The 17,006-nt window shown below is 56.7% G+C and carries 17 protein-coding genes; 2 read left to right on the top strand and 15 right to left on the bottom strand.

Annotated elements, in window-relative coordinates; genetic code table 11:
- Window position 1: 1 nt before the first annotated feature.
- The 13 genes from AAY24_RS18530 to AAY24_RS10580 all read right to left on the bottom strand — a co-directional run bounded on the left by AAY24_RS18530 (window position 2) and on the right by AAY24_RS10580 (window position 12,351).
- Window positions 2-505, bottom strand: a complete 504-nt coding sequence (locus AAY24_RS18530; protein WP_052761187.1) for a tetratricopeptide repeat protein — start codon at window positions 503-505, stop codon at window positions 2-4.
- Entirely contained in the window at window positions 502-786 is a 285-nt protein-coding gene (locus tag AAY24_RS10635; protein WP_199930347.1) for a DUF192 domain-containing protein, read from the bottom strand. Before AAY24_RS10635 ends, AAY24_RS18530 begins: the two co-directional genes overlap by 4 nt.
- A gap of 89 nt (window positions 787-875) precedes the next feature.
- The gene (locus tag AAY24_RS10630; protein ID WP_052761186.1) at window positions 876-1,748 is read right to left on the bottom strand and encodes a type II secretion system F family protein; all 873 of its coding nucleotides are present in this window, start codon (window positions 1,746-1,748) and stop codon (window positions 876-878) included.
- A gap of 21 nt (window positions 1,749-1,769) precedes the next feature.
- Complete coding sequence (locus AAY24_RS10625) at window positions 1,770-2,660, bottom strand: type II secretion system F family protein (protein ID WP_052761185.1); 891 nt, start codon at window positions 2,658-2,660, stop codon at window positions 1,770-1,772.
- A 2-nt stretch (window positions 2,661-2,662) separates the two neighbouring features.
- Window positions 2,663-4,354 (bottom strand): ATPase, T2SS/T4P/T4SS family, encoded by a 1,692-nt coding sequence (locus tag AAY24_RS10620; protein ID WP_046859663.1) that lies wholly within the window; start codon window positions 4,352-4,354, stop codon window positions 2,663-2,665.
- Window positions 4,354-5,814 carry a type II and III secretion system protein family protein gene (locus AAY24_RS18525; protein WP_052761184.1) on the bottom strand — a complete coding sequence of 487 codons (1,461 nt, stop codon included), beginning with the start codon at window positions 5,812-5,814 and terminating at the stop codon, window positions 4,354-4,356. Before AAY24_RS18525 ends, AAY24_RS10620 begins: the two co-directional genes overlap by 1 nt.
- 63 nt (window positions 5,815-5,877) lie before the next feature.
- Window positions 5,878-7,503: a Flp pilus assembly protein CpaB gene (cpaB, locus tag AAY24_RS10610; RefSeq protein WP_046859662.1), complete on the bottom strand. Its 1,626-nt coding sequence runs from the start codon at window positions 7,501-7,503 to the stop codon at window positions 5,878-5,880.
- Window positions 7,504-7,570: 67 nt separating this feature from the next.
- Window positions 7,571-8,020: a hypothetical protein gene (locus AAY24_RS10605; RefSeq protein ID WP_199930346.1), complete on the bottom strand. Its 450-nt coding sequence runs from the start codon at window positions 8,018-8,020 to the stop codon at window positions 7,571-7,573.
- Window positions 8,017-8,721: a hypothetical protein gene (locus AAY24_RS10600; protein WP_046859660.1), complete on the bottom strand. Its 705-nt coding sequence runs from the start codon at window positions 8,719-8,721 to the stop codon at window positions 8,017-8,019. The genes AAY24_RS10605 and AAY24_RS10600 overlap by 4 nt, the downstream gene beginning before the upstream one ends.
- Window positions 8,711-9,634 carry a hypothetical protein gene (locus tag AAY24_RS10595; RefSeq protein WP_046859659.1) on the bottom strand — a complete coding sequence of 308 codons (924 nt, stop codon included), beginning with the start codon at window positions 9,632-9,634 and terminating at the stop codon, window positions 8,711-8,713. Before AAY24_RS10595 ends, AAY24_RS10600 begins: the two co-directional genes overlap by 11 nt.
- Window positions 9,635-9,666: 32 nt before the next feature.
- Window positions 9,667-11,421, bottom strand: coding sequence for a pilus assembly protein TadG-related protein (locus tag AAY24_RS10590; RefSeq protein WP_046859658.1), 1,755 nt, complete (start codon window positions 11,419-11,421; stop codon window positions 9,667-9,669).
- Between the two features lie 41 nt (window positions 11,422-11,462).
- A complete protein-coding gene (locus AAY24_RS10585; protein ID WP_199930345.1) occupies window positions 11,463-11,720 on the bottom strand; it encodes a hypothetical protein in 258 nt (85 codons plus the stop codon).
- Window positions 11,721-11,907: 187 nt separating this feature from the next.
- Entirely contained in the window at window positions 11,908-12,351 is a 444-nt protein-coding gene (locus tag AAY24_RS10580; RefSeq protein WP_046859657.1) for a hypothetical protein, read from the bottom strand.
- Window positions 12,352-12,381: 30 nt separating this feature from the next.
- Between AAY24_RS10580 and AAY24_RS10575 the strand changes: the two genes are divergently transcribed.
- Both AAY24_RS10575 and AAY24_RS10570 read left to right on the top strand, forming a co-directional pair.
- Window positions 12,382-13,257, top strand: coding sequence for a c-type heme family protein (locus AAY24_RS10575; RefSeq protein ID WP_046859656.1), 876 nt, complete (start codon window positions 12,382-12,384; stop codon window positions 13,255-13,257).
- Window positions 13,258-13,267: 10 nt separating this feature from the next.
- The gene (locus tag AAY24_RS10570) at window positions 13,268-14,647 is read left to right on the top strand and encodes a serine/threonine protein kinase (protein WP_082117110.1); all 1,380 of its coding nucleotides are present in this window, start codon (window positions 13,268-13,270) and stop codon (window positions 14,645-14,647) included.
- 20 nt (window positions 14,648-14,667) lie between these two features.
- Here AAY24_RS10570 and nhaA read toward each other — a convergent pair whose 3' ends face one another.
- A complete protein-coding gene (gene nhaA / locus AAY24_RS10565) occupies window positions 14,668-15,795 on the bottom strand; it encodes a Na+/H+ antiporter NhaA (protein WP_335337166.1) in 1,128 nt (375 codons plus the stop codon).
- Between the two features lie 266 nt (window positions 15,796-16,061).
- On the bottom strand, window positions 16,062-16,985 hold the full coding sequence (gene ylqF / locus AAY24_RS10560) for a ribosome biogenesis GTPase YlqF (RefSeq protein WP_046859654.1): 924 nt from the start codon (window positions 16,983-16,985) through the stop codon (window positions 16,062-16,064).
- Window positions 16,986-17,006: the final 21 nt, after the last annotated feature.

Genomic DNA, 17,006 nt, shown 5'->3' with positions numbered 1-17,006 from the left:
GTTACTCCTGCCCTCCGGTTTCCTGTTGCCCGGGTTGGGGGGCAGGGAGAGGCGTTTTTTTACCCAGAATGGTCAGCAGCTGTTGCGATATGGCCTCACCACGGGCATAGAGCGGATCATGGATCGGTGTGTTCTGCAGCATCTGGGTAAAGGTGTTGGTGGATTGTTGAATCTGCACCACGCCCATGTTGTGCCAGGCCTTGCTGTAGCGCGGGTTGAGCTTCAAGGCGGCACGATAGGCTTCAATAGCCGGTTCCGGTTGTTTCAGGCGGGCGTAGATGTTGCCCAGCTGGAACCAGAGTTCCGGGTCGGTGGTCACTTCGTTGGTCAGGTGGATATACAGGGGTAGGGCGGCTTGATAGTCGCGCCGCTGATAAGTATCGATGGCTTCCGTGCGGATGCTCATCAGGCTCCTGTCGCCGGTGTCTGTGTCCCGAATCAGGGGGGAGTTGGGCTGGCAGGCGGTGAGCAGCACCAACAGGCCGATTGCAATGAGGTATCTCATGGGTTGTTCTCTATCCATTCCACCCGGTCCCCGATGGTTATGCCGTTTGTATTGATGATACCCGCCTGCAATTCGATCACGCTACGGGCCCCCAGGCAGAGCGAGGTGCGGCGGGGTGCCAGCGCCGGTACGATCTTCTTCACCACACCCTGGTGATTCAGGTAGACGATGTCCAGTTCACTCTTCATGCCGAAAGTGTGTACCGAATTACAGGGCTGTATCCACAGCGCCTGATCCGCCTCAAGCGGTGGTTTACCGAGCAGACCTTTTGTCCGTTCCATCAGGGTTTCTGTCAACAGTGCCCGGGGCAGTCGTAATTTTACCGGCTGTTCCCTATCGCTTGGTAAAAAACAGAGTTCACCGCTGCGCATCAGTTATTCAGAAACTTCATGGCGATGGGAAAACCCAGGATGATGAAGGTGACCGGGAATATGAAAACAATCAGGGGAAATATTAACTTCACCGGCGCCTGCATAGCCTGTTTTTCCGCCCGCTGAAAACGTTCACTGCGGCGCTGTTCGGACTGGATCCGCATGGTGGTGGCCATGCTGCCGCCCATCCGTTCAGCCTGCACAAGGGCGTTTACAAAGCTGGTGATCTCCGCGATATCCAGCCGGTCAGCCATGCGTTTGAAGGCCTCGGCACGGGTGGAGCCGGATCGCAGGTCCCGCATCACGATGGCGAACTCGTTGCGCAGGGGGCCGGCGGGGCCCTTTTGCATCGCCTGTTGCAGGGCGCCGGAGAGGTTAAGCCCGGCCTCGATCGCCATGGTGATGAAGTCGAGGTAGACCGGCAGCGCCTTGATCACCGCCTTGGTTCGCCGCTTGCGCACATCGGACAGCCAGACCAGTGGAAACAGGAAGCCACCCAATGGGGCCAGCAACAGGATCAGTGTGGACTCCTTGGGTTGCAGTGCCGCCACCATTAACAGCGCCATTCCAAAGGTGATAATGGCTGACAGATAACGCAGTGCCACGAACTGTTCCGCGGTCATCAGGTAGCCGACACCGGTCTTCTGCAGTTTCTCTTCGGTATTGTCCAGGTAGCGATTGGAGTAAAGCTGAACCAGTGTATTGGAGAGCAACAGAATAAACGGCCACAACAGCTTCAACATGGGGGGCAGTGGATCCATGTAGCTGCGGTCTTCGCTGTCTATCGCCGGTGCTGCGGTGCCCACAAGCAGTACCCAGAACAGCGTGCTGAGGCCCAGCATGAGTACGGCGGCGATGTAGAGTATTTCCATGAGCTATACGCCCTTCAGTAATCAGATGTCGATATTGGTGACTTTGCGTATAAAGATAAAACCGAGCAGTTCCATGACAACGATAACTGCCACGGTGCCCCAGCCGATTGCGGTGGTGAACAGCAACGACATCGCCTCAGGTTCCAGAAACGACAGCAGCAGGCCCAGAAACAGCGGCAGCCCGGTCATCACATAACCCTGCATCTTGCCCTGGGCGGTAAGACTCTCTATCTTCCCCTCCATGGCCGCCTTTTTGCGCAGTGTGTCACTGAGCGTGTCCAGTGTTTCAGCCAGGTTGCCGCCCACTTCACGGGAGATCCGCATGGCCGCACCAAACATCAGAAAGTCCGGCACCGGCAGGCGGCGCTCCATGTTGCGCAGGGCGATGTCAAAATCGAGGCCGATCCGCCGTTCACGTAGAAACAGGATGAACTCCTGGGAGAGTGGTGCCGGTTGTTCCTTGACCAGGCTCTCCAGAGCGATATTCAGACTGGCGCCGGCGGTCAGACTGCTCGAGACGATCCCGAGGGCATCCGGCAGCTGCTTTTCAAAAGTGCGCAGGCGCCGTTTCCGGGCCGCCTTGTAGATATAGAATGGCACCACCATGACCAGCAGGGCCACCACCAATGTGACAATAATGTCACCGGTGAGCAGCAGTGCCAGCAGGGGCAGAATCACCAGCGCCAGGACGTTGTAGAAGAACAGCCGGGCCGGATCGATGAACAGGAACATATCCTCCATGTTGACGCTGGCGGTGTCCTTGAAAACGGCTTCGTATTCACCCCAGAAGGAGCGTCCCCGGATGACCAGGATGTAGGCGATGATAAAGAATGCCACGAAGAGCAGCAGCAGACTGCTCCAGAGCAGCATGTTCGTAGATAGTGTACTGGGCAGTGCTACGGTCAGGTCCATAATCAGAAGATCGTCATGTCTACCGGGATACCCCGTGCCCGCAGTCCTTCGAAGAACTGTGGTACCTGGCCGGTGGATTCAAAATGCCCCACCACGTTGCCATCCGAGTCGAAGCCTTCCTGCTTGAACAGAAAGATATCGTTGAGTTGCACCACGTCACCTTCCATGCCGGTGATCTCCGAGATATGGGTCACTTTACGGCTGCCATCGGCGAGCCGGGATTGCTGCACAATCAGGTTGACCGCTGATGATATCTGCTCCCGGATGGCCCGCACCGGCAACTCCATGCCGGACATCATCACCATCACCTCCAGTCGGGAGATCACATCCCGGGGACTGTTGGCATGGGCGGTGGTGAGCGAGCCGTCGTGACCGGTGTTCATCGCCTGTAACATATCCAGCGCCTCGCCTGAGCGGCACTCACCCACCACGATCCGGTCCGGACGCATGCGCAGGCAGTTCTTAACCAGATCACGGATGGTGACCGCCCCTTTGCCCTCCAGGTTGGGTGGGCGGGACTCCAGCGAGACCAGGTGCGGCTGACTGAGTTTCAGTTCGGCCGCATCCTCCACGGTGACGATGCGTTCCGTGACCGGGATGAAGTTGGAGAGAATATTAAGCAGGGTGGTTTTACCGGAGCCGGTACCGCCGGATATCACGATGTTCTGGCGCTGCTCAACGGCGGTTTTCAGCAGCTTGACCATGTTCTCGTTAATGGTGCCGAACCTGATCAGATCCTGGTCGGTCAGCTTGGTCTTGGAAAACTTTCGAATCGTGATGCAGGGGCCCTTCAACGCCAGTGGCGGGATGATGGCGTTGACGCGGGAGCCATCCGCCAGGCGGGCATCCACCATCGGCGAGCTCTCGTCAATACGCCGTCCCAGCGGGGAGACGATCCGTTCGATCGCCGACATCACCGCCTCATCACTGCTGAAAGCCACATCACTCTTGGTCAGGCGGCCCCTCTGTTCCACATAGATATCATCATAGCTGTTGACCATGATCTCGGTGACATCCTCGTCCGCCAGCAACTCCTCCAGGGGGCCCAGCCCCACCGCTTCATTGAGCACCTCGCGTTTCAGATCGTCTTTGTTGATGTAGTCCGGCAGCTGGCTTTCCATGCCGCCCATGATCTCGTCGATCATCTGTTCAACACGCAGGCGCAGTTCATCCTCATCCATGTCGCCCACGTTGGTTCTGCGCAGATCCATCATGCGCAGCAACTCCTGGTGGACACGGTTGCGCCAGAGGTAGATGCGTTGTTTTTCGACATTGACCTTGGTGGTCTCCTTGTCGTCGGCCTGGATGGCCTGACCGACAAAGGTCTCCATGGTCCAGTCTTTGTCATCCAGGGGTTCCGGCTCCGCGGCGAACGCGGGGGTCTCTTCGATATCTTCTCCGACAGCGTTGCCGACACGGAAATCGTAACTGCCGATATTGATAATGTCGGCGCTTCTGAGCGGTCCGTAATAGTCGATGCGGGAACCGTTCACCGAGGTGCCGATACCTTCGCTGACGTCCTCTACGTAGATCCCCTTATCGGTCATCTCCAGCCGGGCATGTACGGGGGCAATACGCCAGCCGCGAATCTGTACCAGGTTTTCCCGGGATTTGCCGATGGTGCACTGCTTGATTGCACAGCGAATGCGCTTGGTATTTTTACCTTTATCGGTAATGACAATGACATCAAACATCAGTCGAGAATCTCATCGCTTTCGTTAATGGATTCGAAAAAGGCCTGGCGGAGTTCCTGCGCCTTTTCGATCGCAGCCTGATTGCTGGCGCTTTGAGTATCCACCACGGTGGGGGTAATAAAGATCACCAGGTCACTGCGGTTGTTGCGGAACGAAGTGGAGCGGAACAGCGGCCCCAGTATGGGCAGGTCACCCAGCCAGGCCACTTTGTCCGTATCCTTGGAAACTTCGTTGTTGACCAGTCCGCTGATGACCAGGGTTTCACCATCGCGAAGATTCGCCTCGGTCAGGGTCTTGCGGGTACGTATGCCGGGAACACCGTTGACGGTTACCGATGCATCGATAGTACTGACTTCCGCCTCGACTTTGGCCGACACGTTGCCATTGATGCCGGCCTCCGGCTCCACCTTCAGGGAGATGCCGTAATCCTTGAATTCGATGGTGGTGGTGCCATCCGGGCCGGGTACCGGAATCGGAATCTGCCCGCCGGAGAGGAATTCCGCTTTGCCGCCACTCTTGGCAGTCAGGGTGGGCGAGGCGAGGATCAGTGCGTCACCATCGGTCACGGCGATATTGATCGCCGAAGTGATCAGAGTGGCCAGTCCGAAAAAGCCATGACCATTACCGGCGATTGTGGCGCCGGTAACACTGAGTACATTCTGGTTTTCCAGGACCGTGGCGACGCCCTTGTCGGCGAAGTCCTGCGTGTAGCCGATGGAGGGGCCGTTAAAACTGGTGCTCCAGCGAATACCCAGTTCATCCAGTTTGTTGGTATTGAACTCGGTGATCTGCACATTCAGTGAAATGGTCGGCTTGAGTGCCAGTTTGGTCTGGTTGGTAAGGTCCAGAATGGTGGGGAAGACTGATTTGGCCGCTTCAATAAGGGTCTTGCCATCCGCATCCACCGAACCTTCGATGACCGCATACTTGCCGACCTGGCTGACCTTAAGTCCGGTCAGCGATGACAGGAGGGCGGAGATGTCACCCAGGCTGCTGATGGTGGTGAGGTTGATCAGGTCGCTGTACTTGGCGGCAACCTTGTCAATCAGTTGACTGGTCTGTTCCGTGACCGATCCCTCTATGATTGTGTTTTCGCCCACTTTCCTTAAGGTCAGGTTGGGCAGGTTTTGCAGTACGCCGCGTATCTCTGAAGAGGTTCGGGTGGAGTCCTGTTTGGTGATGTAGATCTTGTGACGGACCTGGTTGCCATTCTCCAGCCAGATCTGCAACTCGGTATCGCCCTCTTTTTCCGCCAGTACCAGCAGATTGCCATTCTCCAGGATAGAGGTGCTGAGCAGGTTACCATTGCCCACTGCGACCCGGGTGATCTTGCCCAGTTTGAGTACCTGCATGTCACCCACATAGAGCCTGAAGTTGTCCGCCAGGGCTGAAGTGCTGACGGACGCGATGAGCAAGGCAAATAGTCCCAGGGTGGCGATGATCTTTTTATTGTAAGACATGAGTCTTGTTTCCTGTTGATATCTTGAGTATCTCTGTGTTAACCAGGTTGAATACCACTCTGGCTACTGCAATACCGGAACCTTGTTGACCGTGGCGACACTATCCTTGCTGACTCCGCCGACAATGTAATCCACCTCGTAGCCGGGTCCGACCCCTCCACCTGGGGTGCCGGGCAGGCCACTGTTCTCTGCACTCAATCCGGCCAGCAGGGTGCCATCTTTGCGGGTTACCGTACCGTCGGCATTGATAACCACATCGTCGGGATCCACCACGGTGCCGTCCGCCAGCACCAGCTTGCCGTCCTTGTTCAGCCGGGCCCCCTTGATGACCGCTCCGTTCTCAGTAAGGATATTGCCGTCACTATCGGTGCGCAGATTGCCTGCCAGCTGACCGGCCTTGACCCCATTGAGCAACTTGCCATCCTTTGTCATTACCGTGCCGTCCGCCTTGATAATGACATCGTTGGGATCCACCACGGTGCCGTCCGCCAGCACCAGTTTGCCATCCTCGTTCAGGGTTGCTCCGGAAAGGGCAATACCGTTCTCCGATACCACGGTGCCATCGGCCAGGGTGGATAACTTGCCTGCCTGGCGGCTCTTCGCTCCACCCAGTAAAACCCCGTCTTTGGTGATCAGGCTGCCGTCTTCAGTTACCCGGATGCTGTCCGGATCAATCACGTTACCGTTGGCGTCCACCAATGCACCCTTGTCGTTGATGGACAGCCCACGCCCGGAGAGTACCGTGCCGTCCTTGGTCATGATGCTGCCATCCTCCCCGATAACCAGGTTCTGGTTGGCGAGAGCCTTGCCATCCCGGGTGCGGATCACACCATCCTCGCCCACCACCAGATTACCGGCCAACCTGGCGGCAGCCGCCCGGGCTGCTGCTTGGGCGGCCAGCGCCTGTGCGTTTGCCTTGATGGAGTCGACCGAGACCTTGGTAAAGCCTGAACCCGCGTTATCCTTGCGATTACGCAGCAGCGCCAGGATGTCCCCCTTATCCTGGGCGATGGTAATCAGCGCGCCCTGTGTTGGTGTCACATTCAGGGTCAAGGTGGTGAAGTTCTGATCGGGCAGGGCACCGATGCCGCCGCGCAACAGCCGGACTTTTTCTTCATAATCCCGTGCCGAATCCCTGCCGGTCGCCAATACCTCCACATTCTCCAGTACCGGTATCACTTCATTGGCAACCTGCTGGCCGGAGGGGTCGGAGCCCGGTGGCAGATTTACAAACAGATCAATGCGATTGCCCGGGCGTATCAGGCCCGCGATGGAGTTGATCTCATCAACCTGAATGGTCATGGCACGACGCTTTTCCGGGATGGTGTCGGAGAAATCGAGTGGGAACTCCCTGTCGATATAACTGCTCAGGAGTGGCTTGCCGGCGTCCAGGTTCTGTATCAAAACCTGGTTTTCGATATCATCAAATTTATCCGGCGTTACCGCATTGTTGTCGAGATATTTGTTCGGGATCTCACGCACGGCCAGTGTGTCGCCGTTGAGTATGTCGCCTTTCACCAGGTCCTGTTTGGCAACAATGACAGCAACCATCTGTTGCTTGGGTGTCAGCAGATCCCTGAGTTCCGCTTCCCGGCTGTTCAGGTACAGGGTGGCCAGTCCGGTGCCTACCAGGCCCAGTACCAGCGCGATAACAAATAACCCCAGTGTCTTTTTATTATTGGTAGACACGCTCGTCCCCTATTGTTGTCAAACAGATTTGATTGAATATTGTTCTGTAATTGATGTGATTGCCGATTTAGAAAAAGGCGTCAAAAACCCCCAGGTCGGGTTTTACATTGATGTTTTTGAACGGGTCTTTGAATGCGTCGATATCAAAGTTCTGCAATGTGGTGTCGACCTTGTTCAGGGTATTGGCCAGATCTCCCAGTGTACTCGCCCCGGCTGCCAGTTGGGGACTCAACTCCGGATATTTGCCCAGGCTGTTGTAGTAGGTTGACAGCTCGGACAGATCGTCGGTCTCGGGAATCTCTGACAGCGAAAGCGCGTAACTATGGCCCCGATGCTTGCTGGCGATGGCTTCCAGGAGAGAGTCGGATTCATTCTGGGTAATGCCGACAGAACCGAGCCCCGGTGCCAGCAGTGCGGCCGAGAGAGCGGCCAGGATTACGACGTACTCCACCATTGACTGACCTGCCTGACTGCAGGAGATGGCGGGGGCAGTGGATCGATTTTCAGATAGTTTCATCGCCCCAATAGTCCTCTGGATACCTCGTTGGCGACTATGGATGTCTTGCCATCGAGTTGGTTGATGGTGATGGATACAGTCTGGCGACCCTGCCTGAAATAGAGCGCGTAACCTTTTTCCCTGGGCGCGGTGGACTGGGACATGATTGCTTCCCAGCCCTTGTTCTTATAATGATTTTCGTAAAAGGTTGCATTGGCACGTGGCGAGAAATCATTGTATAGCAAAAGCGTGCGTGCTGTCTTGCCGGGGTCTTTGCTGCGCTGGTCATTGATCACCTGACTGCCCGCCATCTTGGGAAAGCCTTCGCCGCCGGATACCTGATACTTGCCACTGTCCAGCTTGCCCGGCAGGTCGCTGATACTCAAGTATCCCCAGGTGTTGCGGCTGCCGCCGTATTGGATCTGCACGTTGTACAGTTCATCGCCCTGGCGGCTGGTTATCATCTGCCAGGGACTGGCCTCGGATTCAACGTATTCACCCTCGCCCCACAGCTCTCTGTAGTACTGCAGAATATCTTCAATCGCGGCATCGGATTCAAACTTGCGGATTGCCAGCGTCATCCCCAACACCGTGGTGGATTCGGTCACGCTGCCCACACTGGCATATGGCGGGGCCGGAAATGGGTCATCCGCGCTGGCATGCCCGATTATGAACAGGCTGGAGATGACAATGATTGCGACCAGAGAGTGTTTAATCGACACAGTATCCTCCGTCGCACTGGACGGTCCGGCTATCGTTCTTTAAAGCGCCAACCGGTACATCGTCCTTGGTCATGTGACCGAACTTCAGACTGTCATCAGCCAACTCCGGTGACAACAGTATGGTGCTGGCAATATCCTGAATCGGTATGCCCCAGCCATTCAGAATAGTGTCAATCAGGATGGTCGGAACCAGCCCCTTGGCTTGATAAAGGGTGTGTTCCTGTCCTCCTGCGCCCCAGGTTTCAGTCAATAACTTGCCTTTTGCGGTCATGCTCAGGTTGAGCGGGGTGCCGAACAGGGGATTGCGCGTGCCCGAGTTGAGCGTCAGGTAACCGGGTGCCGGTTCCACCGGCATGGCGACCGAAACATCATAGCGGCCATCGATCGAGAGGTTGCCATCCGGGTTCATGGCGTCAAACCCGGCGTCGATGCCCAACAGGTTGAAAGCGCCGGATATCAGATTCAGGCCAGCGCCGATTATTCCGGTAACCGCGCCGAATACATAGGTCTTGTCAGGAGTTTTGTTGGACCCGCTGGCGTTGGTGGTGGAGTTGCCGGGGGGTACGAACATAGGGAGACCATTGTGGTAGGTCCACAACGGATTTCTGTCTGTCGTGTTGTAGCCGGCCTTATCCACACTGGTGCTGATGGCGATGCCGGTGTCGGAGAAAAAGCGGCGCTCGGCTTCCCGCTGCGCGGTCACCAGGGGTTTAAGTGGCATCTCGGCCTGACTGATCGCTTTGAAGCCGGCTGGCTGGTCATTCAGATCGGAGTAGTGGGCAGTGTATTCCCAGGTGACATAACGGGCTGCCTGGGTCGACGCCAGCTTCATGTCAATATATTTTCCCACCGCCGGCACGATGATAAACAGCGGAACCAGGGCGAAGGAGGCGCTGACCACAAATTCGGTCATGGACTGGCCTAGTTGCCGCCGTCGCGCCATCATCAGAAGAAGCCCTTGACGAAATTCAAAATGTTGCTCAAGTGATTGAGATTGGCGGTAACCTGGACCGGTAACCAGACCTGCCCTTGCTGGATCGATAGTGCAGCGGTTCGGTCGATGTAGCTGGTATCCACTAATCGTGCTGCCCAGTAAGGATTGAAGGCGTTCCCCAGTTCAGTCGCCCCATCATCCCGGGCGAAATAACTGAGCGAGTTGGGGCGGCTGAAATAGACCTCTGATTTGCCCAGTACCGCCAATTTTTCATCGGCGGCGGCCGATTCCAGTGCAAAGCGTCCCTTGGCACTGCTCTGGGGGATCTTGTCTGCTTTTTTGGTCAGGCCGATCAACAGGTAGGGTGACTCAAATCCCAGCTTCAGCTTTGGATCTATTTTGATCGGATCGGGGCCGGTCTTGCTGTCGTTGTAACGGGGCAGGCCCTTGTTGGCACCATCCAGTATATTGCTGTTCACGGCGGAATAGGGGCCGTCGAGACCGGACACCGATACCGGTGGATTCCACCACCAATTGCCCGGGCTGATCTTGGGGCTGCTGCCATACCCATCCTTATCCACACCCAGCAGGGACATCATCTTGTAATTGACCTTACTGGCGTTATTGCCGGTGCTCTGAGCGATCTGTGCACCGCCCGTACCCATCGGCACTCCGGCGCGTTCGTTCATGTCGATCCCCAGGCCAACGACCTTGAACAGCAGGTTGATTTCCACATTCATTCCGACGGTATCTACGGCTGTCCAGCTGTAACGTTGTTCCTTGCTTTTGGTGATATAGCGTACGTCCGACCCCCCATTTCTATCCATGGTGACCGAGATGGCCAGGCGAAAACAGAATACGCACTCTCCCAACACCTTGATATCCGGCGGATCGATGTTTATGGGCGGGAACATGGGGATTGACCAGCCACCCGTCTGCGCGTCATTGCAAATGAACCCCGTGCTGCAGTAGCGGTTTCTGGAGAACGGATCCCGGGCGGCATTGACCATGGCAGCCAGCCGTTCCATGCCCGATTTCTGGGCGGCAGTGGTGGGTTTGTCACCCAGTTGCGGAATCAGGTCCCAGCCCTTGTGGGAGCGGTAGGAGGTGATAAACGGGTCGCCTTCGAAGTTAAAGTCGCTGAAATGGGTCTGGTAGTGGCGCAGCAGGGCGAGGACGCCAAACAGTGACAGTTCAGCATCCTCGGCGTTGCCACTGATCATTTCGCTCAGGGTACTGAGGCTGAACACCAGGCTGCCCATATGCATGCCACGCTGGGCTACGCTGTAGGCCTGGTTGATATAGTTAAGTGGTTTGGATACGCCCTTGGTAAAGACATTAACACCCTTTTCGATCACGGTGGTGACCGATTTCAGCGCCGATATGATGCCTTTGATAATCTGTCCGATGACCGGAACCGGATAGACGGGGGAGAAATAGAGGTCAAGAAAACCGGGTGTTGAACGGGTCATCTTGGCCCAGGATGCCATGCCGACCATCTGCCCCAGAGCCACTTCATTGGCCACCATGGCCCGGTTGGTGTAGGCGGTGAAATTCAGGTCGCGGGCTTCAATTGTGGAAACGCTGTAGGCGGCGGCATCAGCGGCATTCTGCAGCTGCATTTTTTCGCTGGTGAGGATGCCGTTGTTAACCAGCGACAATCCGAGCAGAACGCAGGCCACGGTGACCAGCAAAATCAACAGGATCGCCTGCCCACGTTGTCTCAGTGGGGGGCTGAAACGATGCCCACGATAGACCCTGGTCATAAGATGAGAAGGATGCCGTACGGTCTGTACGGCATCCGGGTCTAGTTGGACTGGCCGGTGTAGTCGCTAAGTTTTTTCGAACTGCTGGCTGTACCGGCGGCCTTGGTTCCGGCATCTGATGCCTTCTGCAGGGTGGTGCTGCCATCCTGTCCCGACAGCTCCTGGGTCATGGCGCCCATCTGGCCGCGGATGGTATCACCAAAGAAGCCGTACACAGCAATTGCTGCGATCGCGATCAAGGCAACGATAATGATGTACTCGGTCATGCCTTGCCCCATCTGTTTCATGTAGCGCTTCACTGTTTGCTCTCCCGTTACGTTGATCATGATGCTGGATGGATTACTCACCATAACAGGCGACAGACCGCCATGATGGAGTTTTCATTATAACTAAAAATAGTATTCAGGAAAGCGGCACAGAAATGCGGCCTTGTGATCGGCCCACTGGCCGGGTCCCGGGGTGACACGGTTGCCGTATGGAGGCTGGTTAAGGTTGAGTGTCGTTTTGAAGCCGTGCCTGGCGATGGGCAATCAACCCACCGAGAGAGAAGCCCAGAAAGGTGACCAGGGCGACCAGCCGCCCCCCTGGTTCGACAATATTCAGCAGCACCACGCCGCAGATCAATCCGGTTAGTGGAGAGACTACCAATGCCCGGGAATTTCTGCCGGTGATAAATCCGATCAGGGTGGCAACGAGGATCAGGGCGACCGCAATCAGGCTGGTCCACTGACCGTTGGTGATGAAATCGTAGGTGATTTGCGCATAGCAATCGGGGAGTTCCGCCTCCGGCAGGTTCTGGCAGGGCGTGTAGTTCGCGTTACTCAGCTGGCCTATGCGATAGTACAGCAGAGCGACAAATATACCGCCCAGGATGAAAGATCCGAGAATTGCTGCCGATAGAATTCGGATGAAGGGGAGTTTATCCAGCATCTGTGTCTGTGACCCGGAGAAGACGCAATTATGAGTTTGAGACTGAAGTTTAATCTAATACTGGTTGTAATGGGTATTTTCGGCCTGCTGGTGGCCGGTCTCATTGCCTATGATCTGCAGATAAAACATGCACGGGAAGAGGTTCTGGAGACGGCGGCGATTCTCATGGAGAGTACGCTGGCGGTACGGGATTACACCGTGGACGAGGTTCGACCACTGATCTCGGCTGGTTCGGGCGACTTTGTGGTGCAGACGGTGCCGGCCTACGCGGCATCCAAGTATGTGCATAATCTGCAACAGAAGCGACCGAACTACTCTTACAAGGAGGCGGCCCTGAATCCGACCAATCCGCTGAACAGGGCGACCGATTGGGAAGTGGATATTATCGATCACTTCCGCACCCACGATATTCCGGAAATGGTGGGTGAACGGGAAACACCGATCGGCAAAACCCTCTATCTGAGCCGGCCCATCCGGATTACCAATCCCAGCTGTCTGGTGTGTCACTCCACGCCGGCTGCTGCGCCGGCCGGACTACTGGATCGGTATGGTAACTCGAACGGATTTGGCTGGCAGCTGAACGAGGTGATCGGTGCCCAGATTGTCACGGTTCCTCAATCGGTGGCACTGCAGCGGGCCCACCATGAGTTCTACCTGTTTATGGGGGCCCTGCTGGGGGTGTTTCTGGTGGTGGGATTTGCCCTTAATCTGCTGCTGCACCGTTTTGTTATCGCACCGGTAATCAAGATGGCGGAGCACGCCGACAAGGTGAGTACAGGTACCCTGGATCTGCCGGAATTGACGGTTCACGGGAAGGATGAGATTGCTTCACTGGGACGGTCTTTCAACCGGATGCAACGCAGTCTCGGCAGCGCCGTGAACATGCTGAACGACACGCTGGAGTAGATGGGGTTTGATGATGTCTGACATGCCGGAAAAACTGGGCAAATATCAGATTAAGAGTGTTATCGGTCAGGGTGCCATGGGGGTGGTCTACCAGGCCTTTGACCCGGATATTGAGCGTAATGTGGCGATAAAAGTCCTGCATGCCCATCACTGTACCGGTGAGCATGGCAGGGACCTGGGTGAACGGTTCCGACGGGAGGCACAGGCGGCGGCCCGTTGTATTCACCCCAACATTGTGGCGATATTCGAGCTGGGGCGTTACCGGGAGCAGGATTATATCGTCATGGAGTATGTCCAGGGCGAGGAACTGAAATATTTCCTCGCCAGCGGACACCGCTTCTCCCAGGATGAGGCGCTGTTTATCACCATGGAGGTGCTGAAGGCGCTGGTGGTTGCCCATGCTCAAGGTGTGGTACACCGGGATATCAAACCGGCAAATATCATTTTGCTGGACAGTGGCGGGGTCAAGGTGACCGATTTCGGCGTGGCGCGGCTGGATCAATCCGATCTCACTCTGGCCGGCAACATGGTGGGTACCCCTAACTACATGTGCCCGGAGGGATTGCGGGGCGAGGTGGTGGATCAGCGGGCCGATATCTACAGCACCGGAATGGTCCTGCTGGAGATGCTTACCGGGGCCCGTATTACCCCTAAGGAGCTCTACTCGGTACCGATTCACCAGTTCATTGACAAGGTGTTTGAGACCGAGCGGGGGCAGTTGGTGGGTGACCGCTTGCAGTCGATAATTCGCCAGGCCCTGAGCGAGTCGATAGCCGAGCGGTTCTCCTCCGCCCAGGTGTTTCTGGACAGTTTACAGGCCCTGGCCGGTGATAACGGTGCAGCGCCCGATACCAGCGCGCGCATAGCCCAGACCGTGGTCAATCAGAAACCACTCCGGGAGTCAGTTTCGCCGGCCACAGGGCAGTTGGTCTCCATGGATACCCTGCATGAGCTGGAGCATAGTCTGACCAGCTACGTCGGACCCATTGCCGGAATTCTGGTGCAAAAGTCTTTCAGTGGGGTTTCATCGCCCGACGAACTGGTGCAGTCGCTGGCAACCCATATCAGTGATGTAGGGGAACGGGAGGCGTTTCTGGTCAGGGCACGGACGGTACTCAGTCAGGATTCCACGGTATTGAACAGGTCGGCCGCCAGGCCGTTAGAGACGTCTGAGCTGAATCGAACCACGGCAACGGACTTTTCATCCACCCTGGATCAGGCCGCCACCGAGAGGCTGGCCAGACTGCTGGCCTTCTACGTGGGGCCGTTGGCACAGCACCTGCTGAAGAGGTGTCTGGCCAAAAGTCACTCTTACGAAGACCTCTGTCAGCGTCTCGCCAGCAACATCCCCACCGAAGCGGAGCGGGTCGAATTTCTGAGCAAGACCTGATCCCTGGATGTGGGCGGAGTCTAATCCCTGTCCGCGGCCCGCCTTGGCAAACTCTTGTTGAGAATCAGGTACCCGAACAGGCCGGAAGCCAGGGAGCCGATGATAATGCCAAGTCGGTCGTCAAACACCCGGTTGATATCGGTCTCTTCAAACGCCAGGGAACCGATAAACAGGCTCATGGTGAAGCCGATACCGCACAGGGCAGCCGTACCATAGAGCGAGCTCCAGGAGACTCCCCGGGGCAGGCGCGTCAGGCTCAGTTTGATCGCCAGCCAGCAGAAGCCGAATACCCCCAGTTGTTTGCCGATGAACAGGCCCAGGGCGATGCCGACCGGCACGTTATGCAGCAGTTGCTCTGCGCCGACTCCGGTCAGGGTGATGCCGGCATTGGCAAAGGCGAATATGGGTAGTATCCAGAAGGCCACCACGGTGTGCAGGTCCCGCTCCATCTCCCGGAGCGGCGACCGTTCCGGGTCGCTTTTTGATTTCATCGGGATAAACATCGCCAGGATGACGCCGGCGAGGGTGGCGTGTACCCCCGATTTCAGCATCGCCACCCACATGATCAGTCCCACTAGCATATAGAGACTTTTTGATTCCACCTGGCGCCGGTTGAACAGCAGTAGCAGGGGAATGCAGCAGGCCACGATCAGTAGCGAGGTCAGGGATATCTTGGCGGTGTAGAAGACCGCGATGATGATGATGGCGCCGATATCATCGAAGATTGCCAGCGAGGTGAGAAAAATTTTGATGGCGGTAGGGACGCGGGATCCCAGAAGTGCCAGCACGCCCAGGGCGAAGGCGATATCAGTTGCCGCCGGTATGGCCCAACCGGACATGGCGGAGCTGTCATCCAGGTTGAAAAAGATGTAGATAGCTGCCGGTATCGCCATACCGCCGATGGCGCCGATGCCCGGCAGGACTATGTTGCGTGGGTCGACCAGCTCCCCCTCCATCAGTTCCCGCTTCAGCTCCAGCCCGACCAGAAAGAAAAATACCGCCATCAGGCCATCGTTTATCCACAACAGCAAAGGTTTGGCAATTTCAAAGGTGCCAACACTGACTGCCACCTGGGTGTCCAGGATCAGGGAGTAGTAGGGTTGCAGTGGCGTGTTGGCACAAACCATGGCGAATGCTGCCGCAATCATCAGGATAATGCCGCCCGCCGATTCGAGCCGGAAAAAGCCAGTAATAAATGTTTCTTTTAGGATGACCATGGATGAATTAGGTGTCTGGTTGGAGGGGAAAGTATAGCCCCTGATTATTGGCTAAGCAGCCTGACCATGTGCTGTGAGGGCCACGGCGCATGATCTAAAACGCTAAATTTTGCCGATTCTTTGGATTCAGCTCAACCCCGTAAACTGCACAGTGCCGACGAAATATCCGCTGATCAGCGATTGAGGACCTGGTGGGTCTATTTTCCTTTTGATGAACGACGCGCCTTCCGGGCCGCCCGCCGGGCCGCTTTCTCCGCCTGGAGGCGACGGGTCTCTTCCTGCTCCCGTGCCATCATTTGTGGTGTCTCCAGGGTGATCCGGCCCAGGTTCCCGGCGCGCAGTTCGGTCAGCAGCAGTTTGCCGGCCTTCTCCATGTCGACCCGGCCCCCGCCGCGCAGGCAGCCACGCTTGCGGCCGATCTGCTCCAGCAACTCATATTCTGCATCGGGAAGCTGGTCCAGCCGGTAACGCTCCCGGAGATTGGCTGCATAGGTGGCCAACAGGTATTCGGCGGCGAAATGGGCCACGTCGTCATTCTGCATGGCCGTCTCCTTGATGGCGCCGGTGGCGGCCAGGCGGTAGCCACTGTTGCGGTTTTCGATATTGGGCCAGAGTACGCCGGGGGTATCCCAGAGAATCAGTCCATCGCCCAGATTGATCCGTTGTTGGGCCTTGGTAATGGCGGGTTCATTACCAGTCTTGGCGATGGTCCGGTTGGCCAGCATATTGATCAGGGTCGATTTGCCCACGTTGGGGATACCCACGATCATGGCGTGAACACCCTTGACGCTCCCGGCTTTGGCCGGGAACAGCTGGCGGCAGAGTTGCGGCAACTGTTTCAGCGTGGCTGGTTGCTGGCAGCTGATGGCCAGGCTTTTTACTCCCTGTTCCTGCTCCAGGTAGTGTTGCCATAGTTGGGTGATCTCCGGATCGGCCAGGTCACTCTTGTTCAAAACCTTGATGCAGGGCTTGTCGCCTCGCAGAGTCGACAGCATCGGATTGGTGCTGCTGAAAGGGATGCGTGCGTCCAATACCTCGATAATGACATCGACATTGGGCAGAGTCTCCCTGATCTGCTTGCTGGCCTTGTGCATGTGGCCCGGATACCACTGAATCTGCATGGGTCTTACCTGTCGCCGCTG

Origin of the sequence: Sedimenticola thiotaurini (genome assembly GCF_001007875.1) — a bacterium.
Classification (GTDB): domain Bacteria; phylum Pseudomonadota; class Gammaproteobacteria; order Chromatiales; family Chromatiaceae; genus Sedimenticola; species Sedimenticola thiotaurini.
The sequence above is the reverse complement of the archived record's forward strand: the minus strand, read 5'-3'. Positions and strand labels throughout refer to the sequence as shown.